This window comes from Ralstonia sp. PBBBR1 (assembly GCF_002256165.1).
In the GTDB taxonomy this organism is placed as follows: domain Bacteria; phylum Pseudomonadota; class Gammaproteobacteria; order Burkholderiales; family Burkholderiaceae; genus Ralstonia; species Ralstonia thomasii.
On record NZ_NKIL01000002.1, the window covers coordinates 452095 to 476379 of the forward strand.

Genomic DNA, 24285 nt, shown 5'->3' on the forward strand with positions numbered 1-24285 from the left:
GATTGGAAGATGCGCAAGACCTGATCGAAGATCCGGCACAAGCGTTCAGGCATAGCACTAGCGGCATCGCCGAGCAAAAAAAACGCCCCGAAACCTCGGGGCGTTCTTCCTGGCAGATCGACTGGCGATCAGACCGCTTCTTCACGCGATGCGCGCTTGCGCTCGTGCTCCTTCAGGTGGCGCTTGCGCAGGCGGATGCTCTTCGGCGTGACTTCCACCAGCTCGTCGTCGGCGATGAATTCCACCGCGTACTCCAGCGACATCTGGATCGGCGGCACCAGGCGCACGGCTTCGTCGGTACCCGACGCGCGCACGTTGGTCAGCTGCTTGCCCTTGATGGGGTTCACGACCAGGTCATTGTCGCGGCTGTGGATGCCGATGATCATGCCTTCGTACAGCGCGTCGCCAGGCGACACGAACATGCGGCCGCGATCCTGCAGCTTCCACAGCGCGTAGGCCACGGCAGCGCCGTCGTCCTGCGAGATCAACACGCCGTTGTGACGCTCGCCCAGATCACCTTCCTTGACCGGGGAGTAGTCGTCGAAGATGTGGCTGATTAGGCCCGTGCCGCGCGTGAGCGTCAGGAATTCGCCCTGGAAGCCGATCAGGCCACGGGCCGGAATGCGGTATTCCAGACGCGTGCGGCCCTTGCCATCCGACGCCATGTCGAGCAGTTCGCCCTTGCGGCGGCCCAGCTCTTCCATCACGCCGCCCTGGTGGCCGTCTTCCACGTCCACGGTCAGGCGCTCGAACGGCTCGCACTTCACACCGTCGATTTCCTTGAACACCACGCGCGGGCGCGACACGGCCAGCTCGTAGCCTTCACGACGCATGTTTTCCACCAGAATCGTCAGGTGCAGTTCGCCACGGCCCGACACTTCGAAGATCGTGTCGTCGCCGGTGTCCTTCACGCGCAGAGCCACGTTGGACTTCAGCTCGCGGTCCAGACGGTCGCGCAGCTGGCGGCTCGTCACGAACTTGCCTTCACGTCCTGCCAGCGGCGAGGTGTTGACGCAGAAGTTCATCGTCAGCGTCGGCTCGTCCACCTTCAGCATCGGCAGGGCTTCCTGGGCGTCGGGCGCGCACACGGTGCAGCCGATGCCCAGTTCTTCAATACCGTTGATCAGCACGATGTCGCCGGCTTCAGCTTCCTGCACCAGTTCGCGCTCCAGGCCACGGAACTTCAGCACCTGGTTGATACGACCCTTGATCGGGTTGCCTTCCGGGCCGAACTTGACCACCACGTCCTGCAGCGGACGCACGCGGCCGCGCGTAATGCGGCCAACGCCGATCTTGCCGACGTAGCTCGAGTAGTCCAGCGAGATGATCTGCAGTTGGAACGGACCGTTCGGGTCGTCGTTACGCTGCGGCACCTTGTCGAGAATGGTCTCGAACAGCGGCTTCATGTCGCCTTCGCGCACGTCGTCGGTCAGGCCGGCGTAGCCGTTCAGGCCCGAGGCATACACCACCGGGAAATCGAGCTGGTCATCGTTGGCGCCCAGCTTGTCGAACAGGTCGAAGGTCTGGTTGATCACCCACTCCGGACGCGCGCCCGGGCGGTCCACCTTGTTGATCACGACGATCGGCTTCAGGCCCAGGGCCAGCGCCTTGCGCGTCACAAAACGCGTTTGCGGCATCGGGCCTTCCACGGCATCCACCAGCAGCAGCACACCATCGACCATCGAGAGCACACGCTCCACTTCACCACCGAAGTCCGCGTGCCCCGGCGTGTCGACGATGTTGATGTGCGTGCCGTTGTATTCGACCGCGCAGTTCTTGGCCAGGATCGTGATGCCGCGCTCTTTTTCGATGTCGTTCGAATCCATCACGCGCTCGGCGATCTGTTCGTTCTCGCGGAACGTGCCGGCTTGGCGAAGGAGCTGGTCGACCAGTGTGGTTTTGCCGTGGTCAACGTGGGCAATGATGGCGATGTTGCGAAGCGCGCGCATGGAATGTGAACTCGAAAAGACGTGACACGAGCCCGGGACAGCACCCAAATTCAGCTCGCGGAATAACCTGACATTCTAGCATGCTGCGATGCGCAATACATGACACTCGTTGATGAATCGGTGAAGGAACGTGGATCGGGTGAATATAAGATCACTCATTATTTCTAAAAATGGAATCACACATTCAGTACCTTGCTGTTTGCTGCGTCAATTCGTATATTTGTCCGGACAATGATTGTGCATACATAAGATGTCCGAACAGACAAGACCCGCCACCGAAGTTGCTGCCGGAACGCTCTTCCGGGTGGAGGACTACCGCATGTGCGAAAGCGTTGGCTACCTCGTCGGGCGCGCCAAGACAGCGCTGTCCATGGCCATCGAGCAGGAAGTTGCCGCGATGGACGTCACCCATTCCCAGGCCAGTTGCCTGGTGCTGCTCGCTAACGGCCGATGCCAGACCGCGACCGACCTCGGCCGCGAACTGAACACCGACATCGGTTCGCTTACACGCATGCTCAGCCGCATGGAAAAGCGCGGCTTGATCGAGCGCGTGCGCAGCGAATCCGACCGCCGCGTCGTGCATCTGGAGGTGACCGAAGCCGGCCGGGACTTGGCCGACCGCATGCCGGCCATCTATACGCACGTGCTGAATCGTTTCTTTGCCGGCTTCACGCCGGGCGACGTCGATACGCTGCGCGGACTTCTCAAGCGCATTCTCGACAACGGTGCCGCCACGGAGGGCCACCGCATGCGCCCCGCCGATCACTGACACTGACGCCACCTTGTCCGAAATGGACACGCAGCACCAAACGCTTCTTGCTCTCCCCGACCGCTTGATACAACGAACAACATGAACGCCTTGAACTCCGCCCCTCAGGCACCTTCGCCCCTAAGCCGCGCTGGCAACACGCGCGCGCAATGGCCGGCACGCCTGGGCGTGGCGCTTTCCGCCGTGACGCTGGCCGTGCTGGCTGGTTGCGCGAACCTCGGCAATTCGCATAGCACGCAGACGCTGACAACACCGGGGCAGCTGGCGAGCGCGCAATCGTTGCCCTCAGAAGGCGGCCAGTGGCCTTCGCAGAACTGGGTCGATCAGTTCAACGATCCGCAATTGCGCGCGCTGGTGGATGAGGCCATCAAGGACAACCCGAACCTGCAAGTCGCCTTTGCCCGCGTCCGAGCTTCGCGTGCGATGGCCGATGTCGTGCGCGGCAATCTGTATCCGAGCGTCGGGCTCGATGCCGACATGACGCGCCAGCGTCTATCGGAATACGACATGTTTGAAGGCACGCCGCTGGCCGGCCGCTGGTTCACAGAATCGAAGATCCAGCTAGGCGTGAGCTACGACCTGGATTTCTGGGGCAAGAATCGCTCCGCATTGGAAGCGGCGCTGTCCGACGACAAGTCGATCGAAGCGGAAAGCCAGGCTTCGCGACTGATGCTGTCGACCACGGTGGCACGCACCTACGCCAAGCTGGCTGCACTCTATGCGCAGCGCGACGTGGCCGAACGGTCCATCGCGCAGCGCAAGGATTTGACCAACCTTGCCGGACAACGCTTGCGTGCCGGCCTGGATACGCAAGTCGAGACCACGCAGGCGCGCGCCAACGTGGCTGCCGCGCAGACGGAACTGGAGCAGGTTGACGAGCAGATCACGCTGGCACGCAACCAGCTGGCTGCGCTACTGGGCAAGGGCCCGGACCGCGGCTTGACGATTGCGCGCCCGACGCTGCTCGCACAAGCCACGCCCAAGCTGCCGAACAATCTGACCATCGATCTGATCGGCCGCCGCCCGGATCTCGTGGCTGCACGCTGGCGAGTGGAAGCAGCGTCGAAGGACATCGACGTGGCCAAGGCACAGTTCCTGCCGGATATCAGCCTGACTGCATTCCTGGGGCTGGCTTCGATCGCGCCGGAAAACCTGCTGCTCGGCGCATCGCGTCAGCTCGGCATCGGTCCGGCGCTCAAGCTGCCGATCTTCGAGGGCGGCAAGCTGCGCGCCAACCTGCGGGGCAAGTACGCCAACTATGACGCCGCCGTCGCCAGCTACAACCAGACGCTGACCGAAGCCCTGCACGATACCGCTGACCAGATCACCACGCTGCACAGCATCGATTCGCAGATCACGATCCAGCGCACGGCCCTAAGCGAAGCTGAGCGTGCCTACAGCCTGGCCCGCACACGCTACAGCGCCGGCCTCGGCACGCAACTGGTCGTGCTGAACGCCGAGACGACCGTGCTGCAGCAACGCAAGCTCGCGACCGACCTGCAGGCACGCCGACTCGACGCACAGATGGCCCTCATCAAGGCCCTCGGCGGCGGCTATACGGCAGAAGACCTGCCGGGCGCCAAGCCTGAGGCCGCCGCCTCGCATGGCTGACCTGTACTGAATTGAACTGAACCGACCGTTCCAACGCATTCTTTCGAGCCAACATCATGAGTGACAACAAGCCCCAAGCCGCACCGTCCGCTGCTCCCGCGCCCGCAGCCCCCGCGGCAACGCCTACCGGCAACGGCAAGCGCAAGCGCATGCTGACCACGCTGGCCGCCGCACTGGTGGTTGCCGGCGTCGGCTACGGCCTCTACTGGGGCCTGTACGGCCGCTGGTTCGAGTCGACCGACGATGCATACGTGCAAGGCAACGTGGTCCAGGTGACACCGCAAGTGGCTGGTACCGTGGTCGCCATTCGCGCCGATGACACGCAACTCGTCACCTCTGGCCAGCCCGTGATCGAACTGGACCGGGCCGATGCACGCGTCGCGCTGGAGCAGGCCGAAGCCGCGCTCGCACAAACGGTGCGCCAGGTGCGCACGCTGTACTCGAACACCAGCGCGTTCACCGCCACGATGGCCATGCGTGAAAGCGATCTCGCCAAGGCCAAGGATGACTTGGCCCGCCGCAAGCAGATCGCCGGTACGGGCGCCGTGTCGCAGGAAGAAATCTCGCACGCACAAACCGCCGTGCAGGCTGCGCAGTCCGCGCTGGAAGCCGCCAAGGAACAGCTGCAAGGCAACCGTGTGCTGACGGAACAGACCACGCTGGAGCGTCATCCGAACGTGCTGCAGGCTGCCGCCAAGGTCCGCGAGGCTTACCTGGCCTATGCGCGTACTAGCCTGCCGGCATCGGTCACGGGCTATGTGGCCAAGCGTTCGGTGCAGGTCGGCCAGCGCGTCGCTCCTGGCACGCCGCTGATGGCCATCGTGCCGCTGGATCAGCTCTGGGTGGACGCCAACTTCAAGGAAGTCCAGGTGCGCCACATGCGCGTGGGCCAGCCGGTTGAACTGGTGGCCGACGTGTATGGCAGCAGCGTGACGTACCACGGCAAGGTGGTCGGTTTCTCGGCGGGTACGGGCTCGGCGTTCTCGCTGTTGCCGGCACAGAACGCCACCGGCAACTGGATCAAGGTCGTGCAGCGCCTGCCGGTGCGCGTGTCGCTCGATCCAAAGGAATTGAAGGACCATCCGCTACGCGTGGGTCTGTCGATGGAAGCCAAGGTCGACATCCATGATGAAGGCGGCCAGAGCCTGGCCACCGCACCGGCTGCATCGCCGTTGCAAACCACCGTCTACGATCAGGCCGGCAAGGACGCAGATCAGGTCATCGCCAGCATCATCGCCGCCAACGCCGGCCGAGGCGGCGCCACGGCACCGGCCGCCGCCAACGTGCCGGCCGCATCGGCTCCGCGCACTTCGCAACCCGCACCCAAGGTCTGACGCATGGCAACCGCCGCGCCCAAGCCGCTACAGCCACTGACCGGCGCCAAGCTGGCGATCGGTACCGTCGCGTTGTCGCTGGCCACCTTCATGAACGTGCTGGACTCGTCCATCGCCAACGTGTCGATCCCGGCCATTTCGGGCGACCTGGGCGTGGCCCCGAACCAGGGCACGTGGGTCATCACCTCGTTTGCGGTGGCCAACGCCATCTCGGTGCCGCTCACGGGGTGGTTGACGCAGCGTTTCGGGCAAGTGCGCTTGTTCGTCACGTCGATCCTGCTGTTCGTGTTGTCGTCTTGGGCGTGCGGGCTGGCGCCCAATATGGGCATGCTGATCGCCGCCCGGATCATCCAGGGCGCTGTGGCGGGCCCAATGATTCCGCTGTCGCAATCGTTGCTGCTGTCGACCTATCCGCCCGCCAAAAGCTCAATGGCGTTGGCGCTGTGGGGTATGACGACGCTGGTCGCGCCAATCATGGGCCCGATCTTCGGCGGCTGGATCTCCGACAACATGAGCTGGCCCTGGATCTTCTACATCAACATCCCGGTGGGCATCCTGGCTGCCTATGCGACGTGGGTCATCTACAAGGACCGTGAATCGCCGACACGTTCGCTGCCCATCGACAAGATCGGCCTGGCGCTGTTGATCCTGTGGGTCGGCTCGCTTCAGTTGATGCTCGATCGCGGCAAGGAACTCGACTGGTTCAACTCGACCGAAGTCGTGGTGCTGACGGTCGTCGCCATCGTGGGCTTCGCGTTCTTCCTCATATGGGAGCTGACCGAAGATCACCCCGTGGTCGATCTGACGCTGTTCAAGGGCCGCAACTTCAGCGCGGGTGTCGTCGCCATCTCCGTGGCGTACGGCCTGTTCTTCGGCAACCTCGTGATCCTGCCGCTATGGCTGCAGACCATCGTCGGCTACACCGCCACCGATGCGGGCCTGATCATGGCACCGGTGGGCATCTTCGCCATCATTCTCTCGCCCGTGATCGGCAAGAACCTGCCGAAGATGGATGCACGCTGGGTCGCGACAACGGCGTTTATGACCTTCGCGCTGGTGTTCTGGATGCGCTCGCGCTTTACCGTACAGGTAGATACGTGGACGCTGATGATCCCGACGCTGATCCAGGGCGCGGCCATGGCGATGTTCTTCATCCCGCTCACGTCGATCATCCTGTCGGGTCTGTCGCCCGAGCGGATTCCGGCCGCCTCCGGGCTATCGAACTTTGTGCGGATCATGTTCGGCGGTATCGGTGCATCGATCTCGACCACGGTGTGGGACAACCGCTCCGCCCTGCACCATGCGCAACTGGTTGAACACGTGAATCCGTACAACCCGGCCTATGCGTCGTCGATCAACCAGTACACGCAATTGGGCATGCCCAACCTGCAGGCCCATGGCGTGATCGAACGTGTGATCTCGCAGCAGGCCGCAATGCTGGGCGCCAACGATATCTTCTGGATTTCGGCCGTACTGTTTATCGTGCTGATCGTCTTCATCTGGCTGACCAAGCCGGCGAAGTCGGCCGCCGGCGCAGAAGCTGCAGCCGGCGCGCACTGATCCAAGATCGCGCGAACAAAAAAAAGCCACGCGTAGCTGCGTGGCTTTTTTGGTCAGCCGATCGGCTTAAAGATGCACGAGCCGCTCCGGCCGGAGCACACCGCCTTGCCAGGCAGCCACTCCGAGCAGCGACGCAGTGGCATCCGCCGCGATCGCGTCACGCACGCCGTAGACGCGCACCTGGTCTGCATTCGGCAACGCCAATTGCAACGGCAAGCGCTGGCCATGCAGGAAGCGACGGCTCTCTTGCGCATCCAGCTCCACGCGCGGCAGCGTCTGCAACAGCGCATCGACCGGCGCCAGCAATGCACCACGTGCATCTTCAGCAGCAGCGTCCAACGCTTCGAGTGTCACGGCGCCGTCCAGCGTGAGGTTGCCCACCTGGGTGCGACGCAGCGCAACCAGATGCCCACCGCAGCCCAGCGCTTCGCCAATGTCTTCACCCAACGTGCGGATGTATGTTCCTTTACTGCATGACACGCGCAACGTGACCGTCGGTTCAGCCGATTGCAGGTCGGTTGCCAGCACATCAATCGCGTAGATCGTTACCCGACGCGCAGCACGTTCCACCGTTTGCCCCGCACGGGCGTACTCGTACAGCGGCTTGCCGTCCTTCTTCAGCGCCGAGTGCATCGGCGGCACCTGGTCGATCTCGCCGACGAAGCGCGCGATGGCTGCCTGCAGTTGCTCGGGCGTGACCGATACCGGGCGCTCGCTCAGCACCTCGCCTTCCGCGTCTGCGGTACTCGTCCTGATCCCGAGGCGCACGACGGTTTCGTACGTCTTGTCCGCATCGAGCAGATCCTGCGAAAACTTGGTCGCCTCGCCAAAACACAGGGGCAACAGTCCCGTAGCAAGCGGATCGAGCGTGCCGGTATGCCCCGCCTTCTTGGCCCACAGCAGGCGTTTGGCGCGGATCAGCGCATCGTTGCTCGACCAGCCGATCGGCTTGTCTAGGAGCAGCACGCCATGCACATCACGACGCGGCGGCTTTTGGGGCCTGGGCACTTGGTGCTCAGCCATCTCAATCGTCTTTGGCACGCGTGGCGTTGGCCTCATCGATCAGGCGCGACATCTCGATACCGCGCTCGACCGAACCGTCGAAGTGGAAATGCAGTGTCGGCACCGTATGGATGTGCAGGCGCTTGAACAACAGCGAATGCAGGTAGCCCGCCTTCTCGTTCAGGATGGCGCCGGCGACTTCCGGCTCGGCACCCAGCACCGTGAAGTAGATCTTGGCGTGCGCGTAGTCTGGCGTGAGCGTCACGGATTGCAGCGTCACCAGGCCCATTGCCGGGTTCTTGATTTCGCGCTGGATCAACTCGGCCAGATCGCGCTGGATCTGATCGGCGATGCGCACGTTGCGGCCAGCGGCCGATCCCGATTTCTTCGGCATAGAGTATTCCTCACATGGGCGCCGACAGCACGCGCCGGCTGGCCCAAAAAGACAAAACGGTGGCGCGGGACGCGCCCGGGCCACCGTCGCAAAGTCGAGCCGGACACCGCAGCGCCCGGCCAACGTATTACAGCGTACGCGCCACCTCAGTGATCTCGTAGACCTCGAGCTGATCGCCTTCCTGAACGTCGTTGAAGTTCTTGATCGACAGGCCGCACTCGAAGCCTTGCTTCACTTCCTTCACGTCGTCCTTGAAGCGCTTGAGCGAATCGAGTTCGCCCGAGAAGATGACCACGTTCGCACGCAGCACCCGCACCAGCGAATTGCGCTTGACGAAACCGTCCAGCACCATACAGCCGGCGACTGCGCCAACCTTCGGCACGTGGAAGACCTGGCGCACCTCGACAAGACCTGTCGTCTCTTCGCGCTTTTCAGGCGACAGCATGCCCGACATCGCCGCCTTCACCTCATCCACAGCGTCATAGATGATGTTGTAGTAGCGGATGTCGATGCCGTGGTTCTCTGCCAGCTTGCGCGCACCGGCATCGGCCCGCGTGTTGAAGCCGATGATGACGGCCTTCGACGCGGTTGCCAGGTTGACGTCCGACTCGGTGATACCGCCCACTGCGGCGTGCACAATCTGCACACGCACTTCGTCTGTCGACAGCTTCTTGAGCGAATGCACCAGCGCTTCCTGCGAGCCCTGCACGTCGGCCTTGATAATCAGCGGCAGCGACTTCACGTCGCCTTCGCTCATCTGTTCCAGCATGTTTTCCAGCTTGGCAGCCTGCTGGCGTGCCAGCTTCACATCGCGGAACTTGCCTTGGCGGAACAGCGCGATTTCGCGTGCCTTGCGCTCGTCCGGCAGCACCAGCACTTCTTCACCGGCACCCGGCACTTCCGACAGACCCTGGATTTCCACCGGGATCGACGGACCAGCATCCTTGGCCGGCTTGCCGTTTTCGTCCAGCATGGCGCGCACGCGGCCATAGGCCGTGCCCGCGAGCACCACGTCGCCGCGCTTGAGCGTACCGCTCTGCACCAGCACCGTAGCGATCGGACCCTTGCCCTTGTCCAACTGCGCTTCCACCACCAGACCCTTGGCCGGCGCGTTGACCGGCGCCTTCAGTTCCAGCACTTCGGCTTGCAGCAGCACGTTTTCCAGCAGGCTGTCGATACCTTCGCCAGTCTTGGCGGACACCGGCACGAACGGCACATCGCCGCCGTACTCTTCCGGAATCACGCTCTCAGCCACCAGCTCCTGCTTGACGCGGTCGGGGTTGGCTTCGGGCTTGTCGACCTTGGTGATCGCCACCACGATGGGCACGCCGGCGGCCTTCGCGTGCGCGATGGCTTCCTTCGTCTGCGGCATGACGCCATCGTCGGCCGCCACTACCAGAATCACGATGTCGGTCGCCTTGGCGCCGCGTGCACGCATGGCCGTAAAGGCCTCGTGACCCGGGGTGTCCAGGAACGTAATAACGCCGCGATCGGTCTCGACGTGATACGCGCCGATATGCTGCGTAATGCCGCCGGCTTCGCCCGCCGCAACCTTGGCGCGACGGATGTAGTCCAGCAGCGAGGTCTTGCCGTGGTCGACGTGGCCCATCACGGTCACGACCGGCGGACGGGTTTCGGCTTCCGCGTTGGTTTGCTCCTGCACGTCCCCAACCAGCATCGCTTCCGGATCGTCCAGCTTGGCTGCGACCGCCTGGTGACCCATTTCTTCGACCACGATCATCGCGGTCTCTTGGTCCAGCACCTGGTTGATCGTAACCATCTGGCCGAGCTTCATCATCTGCTTGATGACTTCGGCGGCCTTGACCGACATCTTGTGTGCCAGATCGGCAACGGAGATCGTTTCCGGCACGTGCACTTCACGCACGACCGGCTCGGTCGGTGCCTGGAAGGCATTGCGGTTATCGTCGCCATGACGGTTGCGGCCGCCCTTGGAGCCGGAGCGCCAGCCGTCTGCGCCACCGCCGGTATCGCCGCGAGTCTTCAGACCACCACGCTTGCCACCACGGTTGTCGTCCTGCCAGCCTGACTTGCCACGGCCGCCCTTCTTGTCACCAGCCGGCGAGCCCGGTGCCGGTGCAGCAGCCGGTGCCGGAGCTGCCGGCTTCTTGGCTGCTGCCGGACGTGCTTCGCCAGCCGGCTTGACCGGCTTGTGCAGCGTGCCCGATTGCTCGGCCTTCTTGACCTCTTCAGCCTTGCGCTCGGCGGGCGTCTTCAGCACGCGAGCCGGGGCGCTCATCATCTCGCGGATCGCGCGGGCTTCTGCTTCGGCAGCTTCGCGGCGCTTACGCGCGGCGTCTTCCTCAGCCTTGATCTTGTCGGCAGCGACGCGCGCCTCGTCGGCAGCCTTCTGCGCCGCTTCGCGCTCGGTTGCCAGACGCGCGGCGTCTTCCTCGGCCTTGCGGCGCGGGGCTTCGTCCGACGCTTCAGCAGCAGCGCGGGCAGCAACGGCCTCCTCTTCCGCCTTCTTGGCAGCGAGTTCAGCCTGACGCTTCTGCTCGGCCTCGGCGGCCTCCTGACGGGCGCGCCTCTCAGCTTCCTCGCGCTCCATCGCCTCCTGGCGCGCCTTGAGCTCGGCTTCCTGATGGGCCAGCAATTCGGCCTGGCGACGATGTTCTTCCTCGCGACGCGCGACTTCCTCGGCATCGACCACCGGCGCAGCCTCAGCCGCTTCCGATTCAGCCAGTGCCGCGTTCGGCTCATCACGCTTGACCAGCACGCGCTTCTTCTTGACTTCCACTTGCACGGTACGCGTCTTACCCGTGGCATCCGCCTGGCGGATTTCGCTGGTTTCGCGCTTGGTGATCGTGATCTTCTTGCGCGCGCCATCCTCGGCGCTGCCGTGTGCTCGCTTGAGATAGTCGAGCAAACGGGTCTTGTCCGATTCGGTGATGACGTCTTCCGGCGTCGCCTTTTGCACGCCCGCGGCCTGCAATTGTTCCAGCAGTGCTGATGCACTACGGTTCAATTCGCCAGCGAGCTGGGCAACTGTTGTGCTTGCCATTCAAACCCTTTCGATGCTTGGTTTCAGTGAGGATTGCGATAAACGATCAACGTTTATGCGACTCACGAAAACCAGTGTTCACGCGCCTTCATGATCAGCGCCTTGGCTTGTTCTTCGTCGACGCCGGTCATCTCGACCAATTCGTCCACGGCCAGCTCGGCCAAGTCGTCGCGCGTCTGGATGTTCCCCTCGGCCAGCTTGCCGATCAGCTCCGGGGTCAGCCCCTCGAGGTCGCGCAGGTCTTGCGACACCTTCTCGACCCTTTCTTCCTTCGCCAGCTCCATCGTCAACAACACGTCTCGAGCGCGGTTACGCAGCTCATTGACGGTGTCTTCGTCGAACGCTTCGATTTCCAGCATTTCCTGCAGCGGCACGTAGGCCACTTCCTCGAGCGAGCTGAAGCCCTCCTCGATCAGGATGTCGGCAACCTCTTCGTCCACGTCCAGCTTCGCCATGAACAACTGGCGAACGACGGAGCTTTCTTCCGCCTGCTTTTGCGCAGACTCTGCCGGCGTCATGATGTTGATCTGCCAGCCGGTCAATTCCGACGCCAGGCGAACGTTCTGGCCGCTACGGCCGATGGCCACGGCGAGATTTTCCTCGTCGACCACCACGTCCATGCTGTGCTTTTCCTCGTCCACGACGATGGACTGCACTTGTGCCGGCGCCAGCGCACCAATCACAAACTGCGCCGGGTCTTCCGACCACAGCACGATGTCTACAGCTTCGCCACCAACTTCGTTACGCACGGCGGTCACACGGGTGCCGCGCACGCCGACGCAAGTGCCAATCGGGTCGATGCGCTTGTCATGTGCAACGACCGCGATTTTCGCACGCACGCCCGGATCGCGCGCGGCGGCCTTGATCTCCAGCAGGCCCTGTTCCATTTCCGGCACTTCGTTTTCGAAGAGCTTGATCAGGAACTCGGGGCAGGTGCGCGAAAGCTCGATCTGCGGGCCACGTGCGGTACGGTCGACATTCAGGATGTACGCGCGGACACGGTCGCCCGTGCGCAGATTTTCCTTCGGGATCATCTGGTCGCGGGCCAGCAGCGCCTCGACGCGACCGGTTTCTACGATCAGGCCCTTCTTGTCGGCGCGCTTGATCGTGCCGGTCATGACCTTCTCGCCACGATCCAGGTAGTCGTTCAGGATCTGCTCGCGCTCGGCATCGCGGATGCGCTGCAGGATCACCTGCTTGGCAGCCTGCGCGCCGATGCGGCCAAACTCGACCGATTCGATCTGCTCTTCGACGAAATCGTCGACCTCGATGTCAGCGTCCTGCTCCTTGGCTTCAAACAGCAGAATCTGCTTGTCCGGCTCCTGCAGGCCTGCATCGTCGGGAACGACGAGCCAGCGACGGAAGGTTTCGTGTTCGCCCGACTCACGGTCGATCGCCACGCGCACATCCACGTCTTCTTCAAAGCGCTTCTTGGTCGCCGAAGCCAATGCGGCCTCCAGCGCCCCGAACACCACATCCTTGTCGACGTTTTTTTCGCGCGCAAGCGCATCGACGAGCAACAGAACTTCGCGGCTCATTGCTTGTTCCCTTTGTTTCGATTTCCTTTGAAGTCCAGCACGGGCACCAGCCGGGCGCGGTCGAGTTCCGACAGCGTGAATCCCAGCAGCGCAGGGCCTTCCTTGCCCTCAAACTCAAGGCCGATCCGTTCCTGGCCTGGCTCGCCCGTCGGAGCCTGAATGATTCCCGTGAAATTCTTCTGTCCATCCACCGGCAAGCGCAGCGTCACCTTGGCCTCAAGGCCGGCGAAGCGCGTGAAGTCGGCCAGCGTGCGTAGCGGGCGGTCCAGCCCAGGCGACGACACTTCCAGCCGTTCGTAGTTGACGTTTTCAACTTCGAACACGCGCGTGAGTTGATGACTCACTTTTTCGCAATCTTCAATGACGACGCCGTTCTCTGCCTGATCGATATACACGCGCAGCAGCCCGGCAGGCGCGCGCTCCACTTCCACCAGCTCGTACCCCATGGCGGTGAGGGTTTTCTCAATCAGATCAGTCAGATGCACGTTTTTCCTGAAGAATTTCCCGGTATGGCCAACCTGCTGAAGCAAAAAAAAATGGGCGCAACGCCCATATCATTCGCCCATCTTCTGCAGGATGACTTTTGATTAGACTCACATTGTAATACGCTTCGAGGCAAAAGGCAAAAATTGCCCCGAAGCCGCCACAAAATGGGGCGTTGCGACGAATGCCGCACACAACGCCCGCATTTTTAACGCTTACCGCCGCGTTTGCCACCACCGCGTGGCGCCTTGTTGCCGTTCGGCATGCCGCCAGCGCTCTTTCCGGGGCGCTTGTTGCCGGGTGCGCGATTGCCATCACGCACGCCACCACCCGCCCCCGCACCGCCACGGCCGTTCGCACGATCGCCCATACGAGTTCGCGCTGTGAGCGTGGTCGGGCCTCCCACATTGATGTAGCCCATGGACGTCTGCATCGGATCCGGCTGACGCGGGCTGGACGGACGGCGCTGCGCGGGTTGCGCGCGATTACCGTTTTCAACGCCCATACCACGTGACTGGAAGTTGGCTTCCCCCGCAAAACCAGAGGACATCGGCCCCATCAGCACCGGCGCCGGACCACGGCGACGATTGCCCTGGCGGTCTTGCCCACCGCCAGAACTCGCCGTCGGCACCTTCATGCCCAGCGTGCCCATCAGCGTACGCACATCCTCGGCCGACACCTCCTGCCAACGGCCCCGCTTAAGGCCGCGCGGCAGTACGAAGCTGCCATAGCGCGTCCGGATCAGCCGCGACACGGTCAGGTTGACCGCCTCAAACATGCGCCGCACTTCGCGGTTCCGCCCCTCGGTCAGGGCGACGTGGTACCAGTGGTTGACACCTTCGCCGCCGCCATCGACGCAGCGCAGGAAGTTGGCTTCGCCGTCCTGGAGCGAGATACCGTGCAACAGCTTCTGACGGTCAGTTTCGGCCAGCTCGCCCAGCGTACGCACCGCGTATTCACGCTCAACACCATAGCGCGGGTGCATGAACCGGTTGGCGATATCGCCGGAGGTCGTGAAAATCAGCAGGCCCTCGGTATTGAAGTCGAGGCGGCCGACGGCGACCCACTTGCCGGTCTTCATGCGCGGCAACGCGTCGAACACCGTCGGACGACCTTCCGGATCGGACTGGCTGACGATTTCACCCGACGGCTTGTGATACAGCAGCACGCGCGGCGGCTTGTTCGGCAACTTGCGCTGGATCAGCTTGCCGTTCACGCGCACCTGGTCGGTCGCGAGAATGCGTTGACCGATATGAGCCGGCAGGCCATTCACGGAGACGCGCCCTTGCAGGATCAGGTCTTCCATGTCGCGGCGAGAGCCAAGCCCGGCATCAGCCAGGATTTTGTGCAGTTTGGGAGCGTCGTCTTCGGAGGTCAGTTCGCGCGCCTTGGGAGGCTGCGATGCACCGCCGGTGTCAGCCTCGGAGTCGTACGCCCCGGAAATCACGTATTGGAAGACGTCTTCAGAGCCCTTGCCTCCCTTCAGCCCCTTGCCCCCGCGATTCTGGTTCGCGCCGCCTGCCTTGCCTTGCGGTTTGCCGTTGCGGTTCTGCGACTTGCCACGACCCCCGGTGTTCTTACCGCCAGCACCTTCCACACGGTCGTTGCGCTCGGCGCGCTCCAGCGGCTGACCTTCGCCTTGACGGCGGCGGTTCTTGCCGAAACGGCCGCGCGGGCCACGTCTCTCGCCCTGGTTTTCTGCTGGCGCCTGTTCGGCCGTCGCAGCACCTTCTGCAGCAACTACCACCGGCTCACCAGCCGCCTCTTTCGGCTTGCGCGCCCGTGGCGCGCGGGTCTTGCGCGGTTGCGCAGGCTGGCCGGCGTCTGCACCACCCGCATCTGCGGCTTCGCCCTCAGGGCGACCATCCTGCTGCTGGCGGCGCGAAGCCACGAGGTTGCGCAAGCCTCGGCGCAAACCCTTGCGGCGAGGGGTGGCCTCAGTCCCATCACCGCCGTCTTGTCGCGGCGGCTGAGCGTCGGCGTCGGCCGGCATACGTGTATCCATGGAATCTGGCTGGGTGCTCACAACGTCTTTCAAATCTAGGGGTTCAAGCCATCCGCCGACTGCACGGCGGGCATGGCGTTACGAATGTTCATTGGCGGGAGCTGCTGGCAACTCGACCGGTGTTTTGTGTTCAGGCCCTGACGCAACCTCGGTCGCACTCACCGCTTGCGCCTCGGTTTCCAGGGCCGGTTCCTCGCGCGGCGCGATCTCAGGCTGCGCCGGCGTTTCACCGGCGACCACAACGGAAGCCTCGGCAACCGGCGATCCGGCCGGTTCCTCCACCGAAGCCGCTGCGCTTTCCGCGCCCTCCGGCGCGTCGTTGACCAACGCTGTCAGCTCTTCCACCGCAATTGCGCCGCCCTCGAACTCAATGGCGCCCTGCTCCAGCAGGCTCGCCTGCGCCTGGGCGCGGGCATCCTCGAGCGGCGGCAGCTCGTCCAGCGAGCGCAAGCCAAGGTCATCGAGAAACTGCTTGGTCGTCGCATACAGCGCAGGGCGACCAGGCACGTCGCGATGACCGATGACTTCGATCCAGCCGCGGTCTTCAATCTGCTTGATGACCTGCGTGTTGACCGTAACACCGCGAATGTCTTCGATATCGCCGCGCGTGACCGGCTGGCGGTAAGCGATGATCGCAAGTGTCTCCATCACCGCGCGCGAGTACTTGGGTGGTTTTTCCGGGTGCAGGCGGTCGAGATACACACGCATCTCGGGGCGGCTCTGCAGGCGCCAGCCGGAGGCCAGTGCAACCAGTTCGACACCGCGATTCAGCCAGTCCTGGCGCAGCTCTTCGAGCAGCACACGAATGGTGTCTGCGGAAACATCTTCGTCGAACAGCTTGCGCAAGTCATTGACTCGCAACGGGTCCTGCGCGCAGATCAGCGCGGTTTCGAGGACGATCTTCGCCTCTTGGGTATTCATCGGGTTGAGCGGCTCGTCATTGCTCGCGCGCGGCCAGTCGCCGTCACGCTTGAGGTTTGTCGTCCCGCCGCGACGCTCGCGGCATTTCTGATTGCTATTGCCCGCCCGGGCCCGGCGCGCGAAGGCCAATTGATTCAATTGGGCCCTGCACCGAAACGCAGTGGCTATGCCCGCAAAGTAAGGGCCGGAGGAGCGAGTTGATCCGGTGCCGGTCAGGCACCACAAGGGCAATTTCTTCCGCCGCCATGTGGACGGATACTGCACCGGACGACTACCAAGAAGAACGGCAGTCCGCCCGAATCGACTGTCCAGGGTGACACTACCGCTGGAAGGCATCGCTTGGCGCCGCGCTTGGGATTGTTGATTTACGCGGGTGGCGAATCGAATTGCTATCGATTGTAGGGCAATTTCCAGCGGCGCCGCAACCGGGAAGATGATCTAGCCTCCCATCCAAGGCCGGATGGCGATTTACGCGTGCTTTAAACGCCTACAGCACCAGACAGAATCCGTGTGCGTTGAGCATCTCTGGCAGCCAGATCGCGTGCACCAGCCCCCATATCCCGAACCCCGCAATGGCGATGCCGGCCGCGCCACGCACCCACCGGCGGCGCGACAAGCCGCGCAGCCACCCAGCGAAGCCAGACATCATCAACAGGTTGGGCAGCGTACCCGCACCAAAGGCGAGCATGACCACAGCCCCGGAGGCAGCGTTGCCTGCCAGCAACGCCACAGCCAATGCGCCGTAGACCATGCCGCACGGCACCAGTCCCCAGGCCATACCCGTGATATAGCGGCGTAGCAACGGCGGCTGACGTTGCAGCGTGCCGCCCAGTGTGGCAGCCCCCCGAGACAGGCGGCCAGCGACGCGGCCGAGCAAGCGCTCAAGCCACACACTGCGCCACGCATCTCCGGCGGAGCGCACGAGCAGCAAAATCCCATAGGTGAGTAGCAATACACTGGCGAAGGCAAACAAGCCGCGTTGAATCGGCAGCCATTGCTGGCGCCAGAAGGTCGCGCCCATCGCACCCATGATTGCGCCAAGCAGCGCGTAGGTGGTCAGCCGGCCGGCATGCATGACGACCTGCTCGAACCATAGTCGGCGACGCGACACGACCCGTACCGCCACAGTTCCACGTTCGGCTGCAAGTGCGATCCCGCTGCACATCGCCAGACAATGCACACCGCCGAGCAATGCGATGAGGAAAACGCTCAGAAGCGCTGCAGCACTCATCTTTCTGACGCTCTTTTGATATGGACCAAGGTTTTTGTTTTACTGTTGCGAACTAAGCGTAATTGACGCGTTTTGCCGCATCGGAAATGTCCGAGGACAAGAAGGTCGCCGTTATAATAAGCTGAGCTGCACCACAAGAATTACTCATTTCACTTTCCCGAAACTCGCCCCCGCCCGTGCTCACTCGAATCGCACTTACCGACCAAGCCTCGCGTTGCTCCACCTGTGTACTCGGGCAAATCTGCCTGCCGGTGGGAATGAACTCGGACGACGTGCGCAAGATGGACGATTTGGTCGGCGAGCGCATCCGCATTAAGAAGGGGCAATCGCTCTATTCGCTCGGGGAGCCGCTGGAAGCGGTTTACGGCATTCGTTTCGGTACGCTCAAAACCCATCTGACGCTCGAAGACGGCCGGCACCAGATCACGGGGTTTCACCTGCCAGGCGAAATCGTCGGGCTCGATGGCATTGGCGATATGCGCCATGTGTCGGATGCCACCGCGCTCGAAGATACCGAAGTCTGCGTGGTGCGCTACGACGAGTTGCAACACCTTTCGCGTCGGCTGCCTTCGCTGCAGCATCAGTTCCTGCGCATCATGAGCAAGGAGATCTCGCAGGATCATCTGATGCTGCTCACGCTCGGTTCCATGCGTGCGGAGGAGCGTCTGGCAGCGTTCCTGCTCAACCTCTCGAAGCGTTCAGCCCAGCGGGGTTATTCGTCAACCGAATTTGTGCTGCGCATGAGCCGCGAAGAACTCGGCAGCTATCTGGGCCTCAAGCTCGAAACCGTCAGCCGCCTGTTCTCGCGCTTTGCCGAAGCGGGTCTCATCCAGATCCGCCAACGCCACGTCAAACTAATCGACCTGGCCGGCCTGCGCCAGGTCATGAGCGGTCAAGCCGCTTGAGGCTCCTTCCATGGCGCCCGCTCACACGAGCGGGTGTTCATGCGCTTCCAGTTTGCCGATGCCCGGGGACACGTAGAGCGTCAGCGCGCTCGACAATCCGCACAGCAACCAGAACACAAAGAACGATACCGTGTAGACCGCCTGGGCCGACACGGTGATCTGTTCGCCGAAGAAACGCAGGTCGGCGGGGTCCACCACTGCAAAGACCACCAGTTCAGCCAACGCGGCCGACAGAAATGCCGGCCACAGAATCCACATCAGCAGTCGACGCTTCATCGGGCCTCCGCGTGAATACCATGTGCCGGCGCGACGGCCGTCTTTTCAACGACCAAACCGTGGCGCACGACGTTGTCGTGAATAACGGCGTCGGGATGCGTCATCGCCAGCCAGATGGTGACGCCGCAGCCGATCATGGCAACAAACGGCCCAGCCATCAGGAGCCACGGCCAAGGCTCGCGCCACCAGGGACGGGCCTGCGCGGAAGATTGCGTTGCGTGCATCGTTGCCTCCTGTTGGGGATGCCGCATCAGCGCGGCACGATGAAGCTCGACGGTTCGCGCAGTACGAGGCTGGCGCTACCGCTGTCTGCGTGGATGACGAAACGGATTTTGTGCGAGCCGGGGGCGGCATCATCGGCCGGCCGGCGTACGCGCACTGGCAGCAGTCGGTTGGCCGCCGGTGGCAGCTCCAGTGTGGTCGACTCGCCACGACCGCCCTGCACATCCAGTTCCGGCATGCCCTCTGCTGTGATGGTCACGCGCATGGGGAGCTCGGACGCGTTCATCAACTGCAGGCGGTAAACGTTCTCGATCTTGCCCCCGTCCACTTCACGCGCCAGTGCACCACGATCACGAATCACGTCAACCTTGAGCGGCTGACGCATGGCCAATGCCACGATGAAGCCGGTGATGAGCACAAGCATGATCCCGGTATAGATCAGCACGCGCGGACGCAGCAGATGTCGCCGGGCGTCCTTCGGGCTGAGCCGATCGCGCATTGCGCGTTCGGACGTATAGCGGATCAGACCGCGCGGGTAGCGCATCTTGTCCATGACCTGATCGCAGGCATCAATGCAGGCGCCGCAACCAATGCATTCGTATTGCAGCCCTTGGCGGATGTCGATGCCGGTCGGGCACACCTGTACACAGATGCTGCAGTCGACGCAGGAACCCAGACCTTGCGCTTCGAAATCGGCGTTGCGCGAACGACTGCCGCGCGGCTCGCCGCGCAGGGTGTCATAAGTCACGACGTAGGTATCGGGATCGACCATCACGCTCTGGAAACGAGCGTAGGGACACATGTAGCGGCACACCTGCTCGCGCATGAAACCAGCGTTGCCCCATGTCGCGAATGCGTAGAAGAGCATCCAGAAAGTCTGCCAAGGGCCGAGCGACAGCGTCCAGGTCTCCATGCCCAGATCGCGGATCGGCGTGAAGAAGCCCACGAAGGTGAAGCCCGTCCACAACGCGATCAGCACCCAGGCCGAATGCTTGGTGACCTTGAGACGCAGCTTGCGCAGGCTCCAACGCTCACCGTCGAGCCGGATGCGGGCAAAGCGGTCGCCTTCGACATGGCGCTCGATCCACATGAAGATTTCGGTGTAGACCGTCTGCGGGCAGGCATAGCCGCAAAAGAGCCGGCCCGCCACCGCCGTGAACAGGAACAGCGCCAGCGCCGATAGCACCAGCAGCACTGCCAGATAGATGACATCCTGCGGCCACAACACGAGGCCAAAGAGGTAGAACTTGCGAGCGCCCAGGTCGAACAGCACTGCTTGGCGACCATTCCACTGAAACCACGGCAAGCCATAAAAGATGGCTTGCGTGGCCAACACCAGCCAGACGCGCCAACGCGCAAAGGCGCCTGTTACGGCGCGCGGATAGATCTTGCGCCGGACCTCATAGAGCATCTGCTCGGTCGGTGCGTCCTCGGCGCCCGCCGCCGCAGTGGCGGGCGTCATCGGGCGCCAGGCTGGTTCTTTGTCGCTCATTGCGCGTGACTCGTGTTGCTGTTCGACAGACCCCAGACATAGGCCGCCAGCATGCGGATTTTCTCCGGCGAGAGCAGGTTCTCGTGTGCCGGCATCGTGTTGTCACGGCCTTTGAGGATGGTCTCGACGATGGTCGCTTCCGAACTGCCGTACAGCCAGACGCGGTCGGTCAGGTTGGGGGCGCCGAGCGCCTGATTGCCCTTGCCGGTTGCCATGTGGCAGGCCGCGCAAACCGACTTGAACGTCGGTTCACCGCGCGCTGCCTTGATCGGGTCGTAAGCCAGGCCCGACAGCGAGCGCACGTAGTTGGCCACGTTGACAGCCTGATTGCCGTCCACCACCGCTACCAGCGATGGCATGACTCCGTGACGCCCCTTGGTGATCGTGGTCAGGATCGTCTCAGGCTCGCCGCCGTACAGCCAGTCGTTGTCGGTCAGGTTCGGGAAGCCCTTTGAGCCGCCCGCGTCAGAGCCGTGGCACTGCGCGCAGTTGTTCAGGAACAGGCGCTGGCCGATCTCATGGGCCTGAGGATCTGCGGCGATTTGCTTGATATCCATGCCGGCATAGCGTTCATAGACCGGGCGAACCTGTGCATCGGCCGCAGCACGCTGCGAGGCCAATTCGCCGCGTGTCGAGAAACCGAGCACGCCACCGTATGAACCCAACCCGGGGTAGAGGATCAGGTACCCCAACGCAAAGATGCACGACAGCAGGAACATCCACATCCACCAGCGTGGCAGCGGGTTGTTCAGTTCGCGCAGGTCGCCGTCCCACACATGGCCGGTGTCCTCGCCCGCGCTATGACCGGGCGCAATCTGAATGCGCCGCTGCGAAAACAGCAACCAGACACACCACACGATGCCGACAAGGGCGATCGCAGCGATGTAATACCCCCAGAACTCCGAAATGAAGTCGCTCATGATTCTGTGTCCTTATTGATGCGGGCGCGACGCGTCTGCGCGCGCACCGGCGACCTCGGCCTCATCGGGCAGCAGGAACGGCAGCATGGCCGATTCCGTATTTGCAGCGCGGCGATGCGCGGAGAATGCCCACCAGGTAATGCAGACGAACAGCACGAGAAAGACGGCAGTCGCAATTGCACTCAGCATGGCCATGGCTTACTCCTTGGCAGCAACAGTGGCAGGCGCAGCAGGCGGAGCAGGCGGAGCAGGCGGAGCGACAGCCACGTCCCGGACGTTACGCAACTCAACGCCAAGGCCTTGCAGATAAGCGACCACGGCGTCTTCTTCCGTTTTGCCTGCGAGTTGCTCGCGCGCACCAGCGATCTGGGCATCCGTGTAAGGCACACCCAGCTGACGCAGGACGTGCATCTTCTTTTCGATGTCGCTGTTGTCCAGCGGCGTCTTCGAGAGCCACGCATACGACGGCATGTTCGACTCGGGCACCACCTCACGCGGATCGCGCAAGTGGATGCGATGCCAGTCATCGGAGTAGCGTTGTCCCACGCGCGCCAGATCCGGGCCCGTACGCTTGGAACCCCACAGGAACGGGTGATCGAACACCGACTCGCCGGCCAGCGAGTAGTGGCCATAGCGCTCGGTCTCGGCGCGCAGCGTACGCACTTGCTGCGAGTGGCAGCCGACACAGCCTTCGCGAATGTAGATGTCGCGCCCCGCCAGCCGCAGCGGCGAATACGGGGCGACGCCCTTGACCGGTTCAGTGGTCGAATGCTGGAAGAAGAGCGGCAAAATCTGCACCAGGCCCGCAATGCTGACGACGACGAGCGTCATCACAATCAGCAAGCCGATGTTCTTTTCCAGCGTCTCGTGCGAGAAAAACTTGTTGGATTGGTTGCTCATGTTCCCCTCCTCACTGAGCCGCGACCATCGGGGTCTGGGCCGATTGAGGAATCTGTGCATCGATCGCCTTGCTGCCCTGGATGGTCTTGAACACGTTGAATGCCATCAGCAGCATGCCGCCCAGGAAGCACAGGCCACCAGCCAAGCGAATCAGGTAGAACGGGTACGTTGCCTTGACCGCCTCGACAAAGCTGTAGGTCAGCGTGCCGTCAGCCTCGGTGGCGCGCCACATCAGGCCCTGCATCACGCCGGCGACCCACATGGCGGCGATATAGAGGACAACGCCGATGGTCGCCACCCAGAAGTGCACCTCGATCAGTCGCGTGCTGTACATCTTCTGCTGGCCGAACAGGCGCGGGATCATGTAGTACATCGAACCGATAGTGATCATCGCCACCCAGCCCAGGGCGCCGGAGTGCACGTGGCCGATTGTCCAGTCGGTGTAGTGCGACAGCGCATTCACGGTCTTGATGGACATCATCGAGCCCTCGAACGTCGCCATGCCATAGAACGACAGCGCCACGACCAGGAACTTCAGGATCGGATCGGTGCGCAGCTTGTGCCAGGCACCCGACAGGGTCATGATCCCGTTGATCATGCCGCCCCACGACGGCGCCAGCAGGATCAGCGAAAACACCATGCCGAGCGACTGGGCCCAGTCGGGCAGCGCCGTGTACTGCAGGTGGTGCGGACCCGCCCACATGTAGGTGAAGTTCAGCGCCCAGAAGTGCACGATCGACAGGCGATACGAATAGATCGGGCGCTCGGCCTGCTTCGGCACGAAGTAATACATCATGCCCAGGAAGCTGGTGGTCAGGAAGAAGCCCACTGCATTGTGGCCATACCACCATTGCACCATCGCATCCTGCACGCCGGCATAAGCCGAGTATGACTTCCACATCGACACGGGCAACTCAGCGTTGTTGACGATATGCAGCAGCGCGATCGTGATGATGTAAGCGCCGAAGAACCAGTTGGCCACGTAGATGTGCCGGGTCTTGCGCTTGATGATGGTGCCGAAGAAGACGATCGCGTAGACCACCCACACCACGGTGATCAGGATGTCGATCGGCCATTCCAGCTCAGCGTATTCCTTCGAGCTTGTGTAGCCCAGCGGCAGGGTGATGGCGGCAGCCACGATCACTGCCTGCCAGCCCCAGAACGTGAAGGCGGCAAGCTTGTCGGAAAGCAGGCGCACCTGGCAGGTACGCTGCACGATGTAGTAGGACGTTGCAAACAGCGCGCTGCCGCCAAACGCAAAGATGACGGCATTCGTGTGCAGAGGACGCAGCCGGCCGTAGGACAGCCAGGGCACCCCGAAATTCAGTTGCGGCCAGATCAACTGGGCCGCGATCAGCGCACCGACCGCCATACCGACGATGCCCCAGACGATCGTCATGATCGAGAACTGGCGTACCACGCGATAGTTGAAGGTCTGGGTGTGCTGCAACGCGCTGGACGATTCCATGCTTGCTCCCCACGATAATTGGTGTGATGTGGTCATGTTAAGAACCGGGCCGCCAAAGAGTCTTGACGTGCATCAAGGCAACCCCGGCAATGTGGTCAGGCAGTTCCGTCCCGCGACACTGCGTCGCGTGCAGGGGTATCGGGGTCCAGCAGAATCGATTCAGCAGGCGCTCTCAGATCGTCGTACTGCCCTGAGCCGACGGCCCACCAAAGCGCACCGACGATCGCCACGACGAGCATCAGCGACAACGGAATCAGCAGGAACAGGGTTTCCATGGCAGCCC

The 24285-nt window shown here is 62.8% G+C and carries 22 protein-coding genes; 5 read left to right on the forward strand and 17 right to left on the reverse strand.

Annotation, left to right across the window (positions count from 1 at the left end):
• Positions 1–128: 128 nt before the first annotated feature.
• Positions 129–1949 carry a translational GTPase TypA gene (gene typA / locus CFE42_RS02180; RefSeq protein WP_004626434.1) on the reverse strand — a complete coding sequence of 607 codons (1821 nt, stop codon included), beginning with the start codon at positions 1947–1949 and terminating at the stop codon, positions 129–131.
• 250 nt (positions 1950–2199) lie between these two features.
• On the opposite strand from typA, the gene CFE42_RS02185 reads away from it, so the two are divergent.
• From CFE42_RS02185 to CFE42_RS02200, 4 genes are all read left to right on the forward strand, one after another.
• Entirely contained in the window at positions 2200–2718 is a 519-nt protein-coding gene (locus tag CFE42_RS02185) for a MarR family transcriptional regulator (protein ID WP_012435355.1), read from the forward strand.
• 81 nt (positions 2719–2799) lie between these two features.
• Positions 2800–4329: an AdeC/AdeK/OprM family multidrug efflux complex outer membrane factor gene (locus CFE42_RS02190; protein WP_004626430.1), complete on the forward strand. Its 1530-nt coding sequence runs from the start codon at positions 2800–2802 to the stop codon at positions 4327–4329.
• 56 nt (positions 4330–4385) lie between these two features.
• Positions 4386–5663 carry an HlyD family secretion protein gene (locus CFE42_RS02195; protein WP_004626428.1) on the forward strand — a complete coding sequence of 426 codons (1278 nt, stop codon included), beginning with the start codon at positions 4386–4388 and terminating at the stop codon, positions 5661–5663.
• Between the two features lie 3 nt (positions 5664–5666).
• Entirely contained in the window at positions 5667–7223 is a 1557-nt protein-coding gene (locus CFE42_RS02200; RefSeq protein ID WP_004626426.1) for a DHA2 family efflux MFS transporter permease subunit, read from the forward strand.
• A 66-nt stretch (positions 7224–7289) separates the two neighbouring features.
• Here the strand turns inward: CFE42_RS02200 and truB are convergent, their stop codons facing one another.
• From truB to CFE42_RS02240, 8 genes are all read right to left on the reverse strand, one after another.
• The gene (gene truB, locus CFE42_RS02205) at positions 7290–8246 is read right to left on the reverse strand and encodes a tRNA pseudouridine(55) synthase TruB (protein WP_012435352.1); all 957 of its coding nucleotides are present in this window, start codon (positions 8244–8246) and stop codon (positions 7290–7292) included.
• A gap of 1 nt (position 8247) precedes the next feature.
• Complete coding sequence (gene rbfA / locus CFE42_RS02210) at positions 8248–8619, reverse strand: 30S ribosome-binding factor RbfA (RefSeq protein ID WP_004626422.1); 372 nt, start codon at positions 8617–8619, stop codon at positions 8248–8250.
• A gap of 127 nt (positions 8620–8746) precedes the next feature.
• A complete protein-coding gene (gene infB, locus CFE42_RS02215; protein ID WP_004626420.1) occupies positions 8747–11641 on the reverse strand; it encodes a translation initiation factor IF-2 in 2895 nt (964 codons plus the stop codon).
• 62 nt (positions 11642–11703) lie between these two features.
• Complete coding sequence (gene nusA / locus CFE42_RS02220; protein ID WP_004626418.1) at positions 11704–13179, reverse strand: transcription termination factor NusA; 1476 nt, start codon at positions 13177–13179, stop codon at positions 11704–11706.
• A complete protein-coding gene (rimP, locus tag CFE42_RS02225; protein WP_004626417.1) occupies positions 13176–13664 on the reverse strand; it encodes a ribosome maturation factor RimP in 489 nt (162 codons plus the stop codon). The genes nusA and rimP overlap by 4 nt, the downstream gene beginning before the upstream one ends.
• A 206-nt stretch (positions 13665–13870) precedes the next feature.
• Positions 13871–15655, reverse strand: coding sequence for a pseudouridine synthase (locus tag CFE42_RS02230; RefSeq protein WP_004626414.1), 1785 nt, complete (start codon positions 15653–15655; stop codon positions 13871–13873).
• A gap of 90 nt (positions 15656–15745) precedes the next feature.
• Positions 15746–16588, reverse strand: coding sequence for an SMC-Scp complex subunit ScpB (scpB, locus tag CFE42_RS02235; protein ID WP_012435349.1), 843 nt, complete (start codon positions 16586–16588; stop codon positions 15746–15748).
• A 487-nt stretch (positions 16589–17075) separates the two neighbouring features.
• The gene (locus CFE42_RS02240; RefSeq protein WP_004626410.1) at positions 17076–17819 is read right to left on the reverse strand and encodes a sulfite exporter TauE/SafE family protein; all 744 of its coding nucleotides are present in this window, start codon (positions 17817–17819) and stop codon (positions 17076–17078) included.
• Between the two features lie 176 nt (positions 17820–17995).
• Here CFE42_RS02240 and fnr point away from each other — a divergent pair, with 176 nt between their 5' ends.
• Positions 17996–18724, forward strand: a complete 729-nt coding sequence (gene fnr, locus CFE42_RS02245; RefSeq protein WP_080633364.1) for a fumarate/nitrate reduction transcriptional regulator Fnr — start codon at positions 17996–17998, stop codon at positions 18722–18724.
• A 21-nt stretch (positions 18725–18745) separates the two neighbouring features.
• Here fnr and CFE42_RS02250 read toward each other — a convergent pair whose 3' ends face one another.
• The 8 genes from CFE42_RS02250 to ccoS form a co-directional block, all read right to left on the reverse strand.
• Positions 18746–19000, reverse strand: coding sequence for a hypothetical protein (locus tag CFE42_RS02250; RefSeq protein WP_004626404.1), 255 nt, complete (start codon positions 18998–19000; stop codon positions 18746–18748).
• On the reverse strand, positions 18997–19224 hold the full coding sequence (locus CFE42_RS02255; RefSeq protein WP_004626403.1) for a FixH family protein: 228 nt from the start codon (positions 19222–19224) through the stop codon (positions 18997–18999). Before CFE42_RS02255 ends, CFE42_RS02250 begins: the two co-directional genes overlap by 4 nt.
• A gap of 26 nt (positions 19225–19250) precedes the next feature.
• The gene (ccoG, locus tag CFE42_RS02260; RefSeq protein ID WP_004626400.1) at positions 19251–20714 is read right to left on the reverse strand and encodes a cytochrome c oxidase accessory protein CcoG; all 1464 of its coding nucleotides are present in this window, start codon (positions 20712–20714) and stop codon (positions 19251–19253) included.
• Positions 20711–21634, reverse strand: coding sequence for a cytochrome-c oxidase, cbb3-type subunit III (gene ccoP / locus CFE42_RS02265; RefSeq protein ID WP_004626397.1), 924 nt, complete (start codon positions 21632–21634; stop codon positions 20711–20713). The genes ccoG and ccoP overlap by 4 nt, the downstream gene beginning before the upstream one ends.
• Positions 21635–21646: 12 nt before the next feature.
• The gene (locus CFE42_RS02270; RefSeq protein ID WP_004626396.1) at positions 21647–21829 is read right to left on the reverse strand and encodes a cbb3-type cytochrome oxidase subunit 3; all 183 of its coding nucleotides are present in this window, start codon (positions 21827–21829) and stop codon (positions 21647–21649) included.
• 3 nt (positions 21830–21832) lie between these two features.
• The gene (gene ccoO / locus CFE42_RS02275) at positions 21833–22534 is read right to left on the reverse strand and encodes a cytochrome-c oxidase, cbb3-type subunit II (protein WP_004626393.1); all 702 of its coding nucleotides are present in this window, start codon (positions 22532–22534) and stop codon (positions 21833–21835) included.
• Between the two features lie 10 nt (positions 22535–22544).
• Entirely contained in the window at positions 22545–24002 is a 1458-nt protein-coding gene (gene ccoN, locus CFE42_RS02280; RefSeq protein ID WP_004626391.1) for a cytochrome-c oxidase, cbb3-type subunit I, read from the reverse strand.
• Positions 24003–24097: 95 nt separating this feature from the next.
• Positions 24098–24277, reverse strand: coding sequence for a cbb3-type cytochrome oxidase assembly protein CcoS (ccoS, locus tag CFE42_RS02285; protein WP_004626389.1), 180 nt, complete (start codon positions 24275–24277; stop codon positions 24098–24100).
• Positions 24278–24285 lie beyond the last annotated feature (8 nt).

Coding starts and splice junctions, on each gene's coding strand:
- truB (WP_012435352.1), bottom strand. CDS start 8,246: ATGGCTGAGCACCAAGTGCCCAGGCCCCAAAAGCCGCCGCGTCGTGAT.
- CFE42_RS02195 (WP_004626428.1), top strand. CDS start 4,386: ATGAGTGACAACAAGCCCCAAGCCGCACCGTCCGCTGCTCCCGCGCCC.
- scpB (WP_012435349.1), bottom strand. CDS start 16,588: ATGAATACCCAAGAGGCGAAGATCGTCCTCGAAACCGCGCTGATCTGC.
- ccoS (WP_004626389.1), bottom strand. CDS start 24,277: ATGGAAACCCTGTTCCTGCTGATTCCGTTGTCGCTGATGCTCGTCGTG.
- nusA (WP_004626418.1), bottom strand. CDS start 13,179: ATGAGCCGCGAAGTTCTGTTGCTCGTCGATGCGCTTGCGCGCGAAAAA.
- CFE42_RS02240 (WP_004626410.1), bottom strand. CDS start 17,819: ATGAGTGCTGCAGCGCTTCTGAGCGTTTTCCTCATCGCATTGCTCGGC.
- ccoN (WP_004626391.1), bottom strand. CDS start 24,002: ATGGAATCGTCCAGCGCGTTGCAGCACACCCAGACCTTCAACTATCGC.
- infB (WP_004626420.1), bottom strand. CDS start 11,641: ATGGCAAGCACAACAGTTGCCCAGCTCGCTGGCGAATTGAACCGTAGT.
- ccoG (WP_004626400.1), bottom strand. CDS start 20,714: ATGAGCGACAAAGAACCAGCCTGGCGCCCGATGACGCCCGCCACTGCG.
- CFE42_RS02185 (WP_012435355.1), top strand. CDS start 2,200: ATGTCCGAACAGACAAGACCCGCCACCGAAGTTGCTGCCGGAACGCTC.
- CFE42_RS02255 (WP_004626403.1), bottom strand. CDS start 19,224: ATGCACGCAACGCAATCTTCCGCGCAGGCCCGTCCCTGGTGGCGCGAG.
- CFE42_RS02230 (WP_004626414.1), bottom strand. CDS start 15,655: ATGCCGGCCGACGCCGACGCTCAGCCGCCGCGACAAGACGGCGGTGAT.
- typA (WP_004626434.1), bottom strand. CDS start 1,949: ATGCGCGCGCTTCGCAACATCGCCATCATTGCCCACGTTGACCACGGC.
- CFE42_RS02270 (WP_004626396.1), bottom strand. CDS start 21,829: ATGGCCATGCTGAGTGCAATTGCGACTGCCGTCTTTCTCGTGCTGTTC.
- ccoO (WP_004626393.1), bottom strand. CDS start 22,534: ATGAGCAACCAATCCAACAAGTTTTTCTCGCACGAGACGCTGGAAAAG.
- ccoP (WP_004626397.1), bottom strand. CDS start 21,634: ATGAGCGACTTCATTTCGGAGTTCTGGGGGTATTACATCGCTGCGATC.
- rbfA (WP_004626422.1), bottom strand. CDS start 8,619: ATGCCGAAGAAATCGGGATCGGCCGCTGGCCGCAACGTGCGCATCGCC.
- CFE42_RS02250 (WP_004626404.1), bottom strand. CDS start 19,000: ATGAAGCGTCGACTGCTGATGTGGATTCTGTGGCCGGCATTTCTGTCG.
- CFE42_RS02190 (WP_004626430.1), top strand. CDS start 2,800: ATGAACGCCTTGAACTCCGCCCCTCAGGCACCTTCGCCCCTAAGCCGC.
- CFE42_RS02200 (WP_004626426.1), top strand. CDS start 5,667: ATGGCAACCGCCGCGCCCAAGCCGCTACAGCCACTGACCGGCGCCAAG.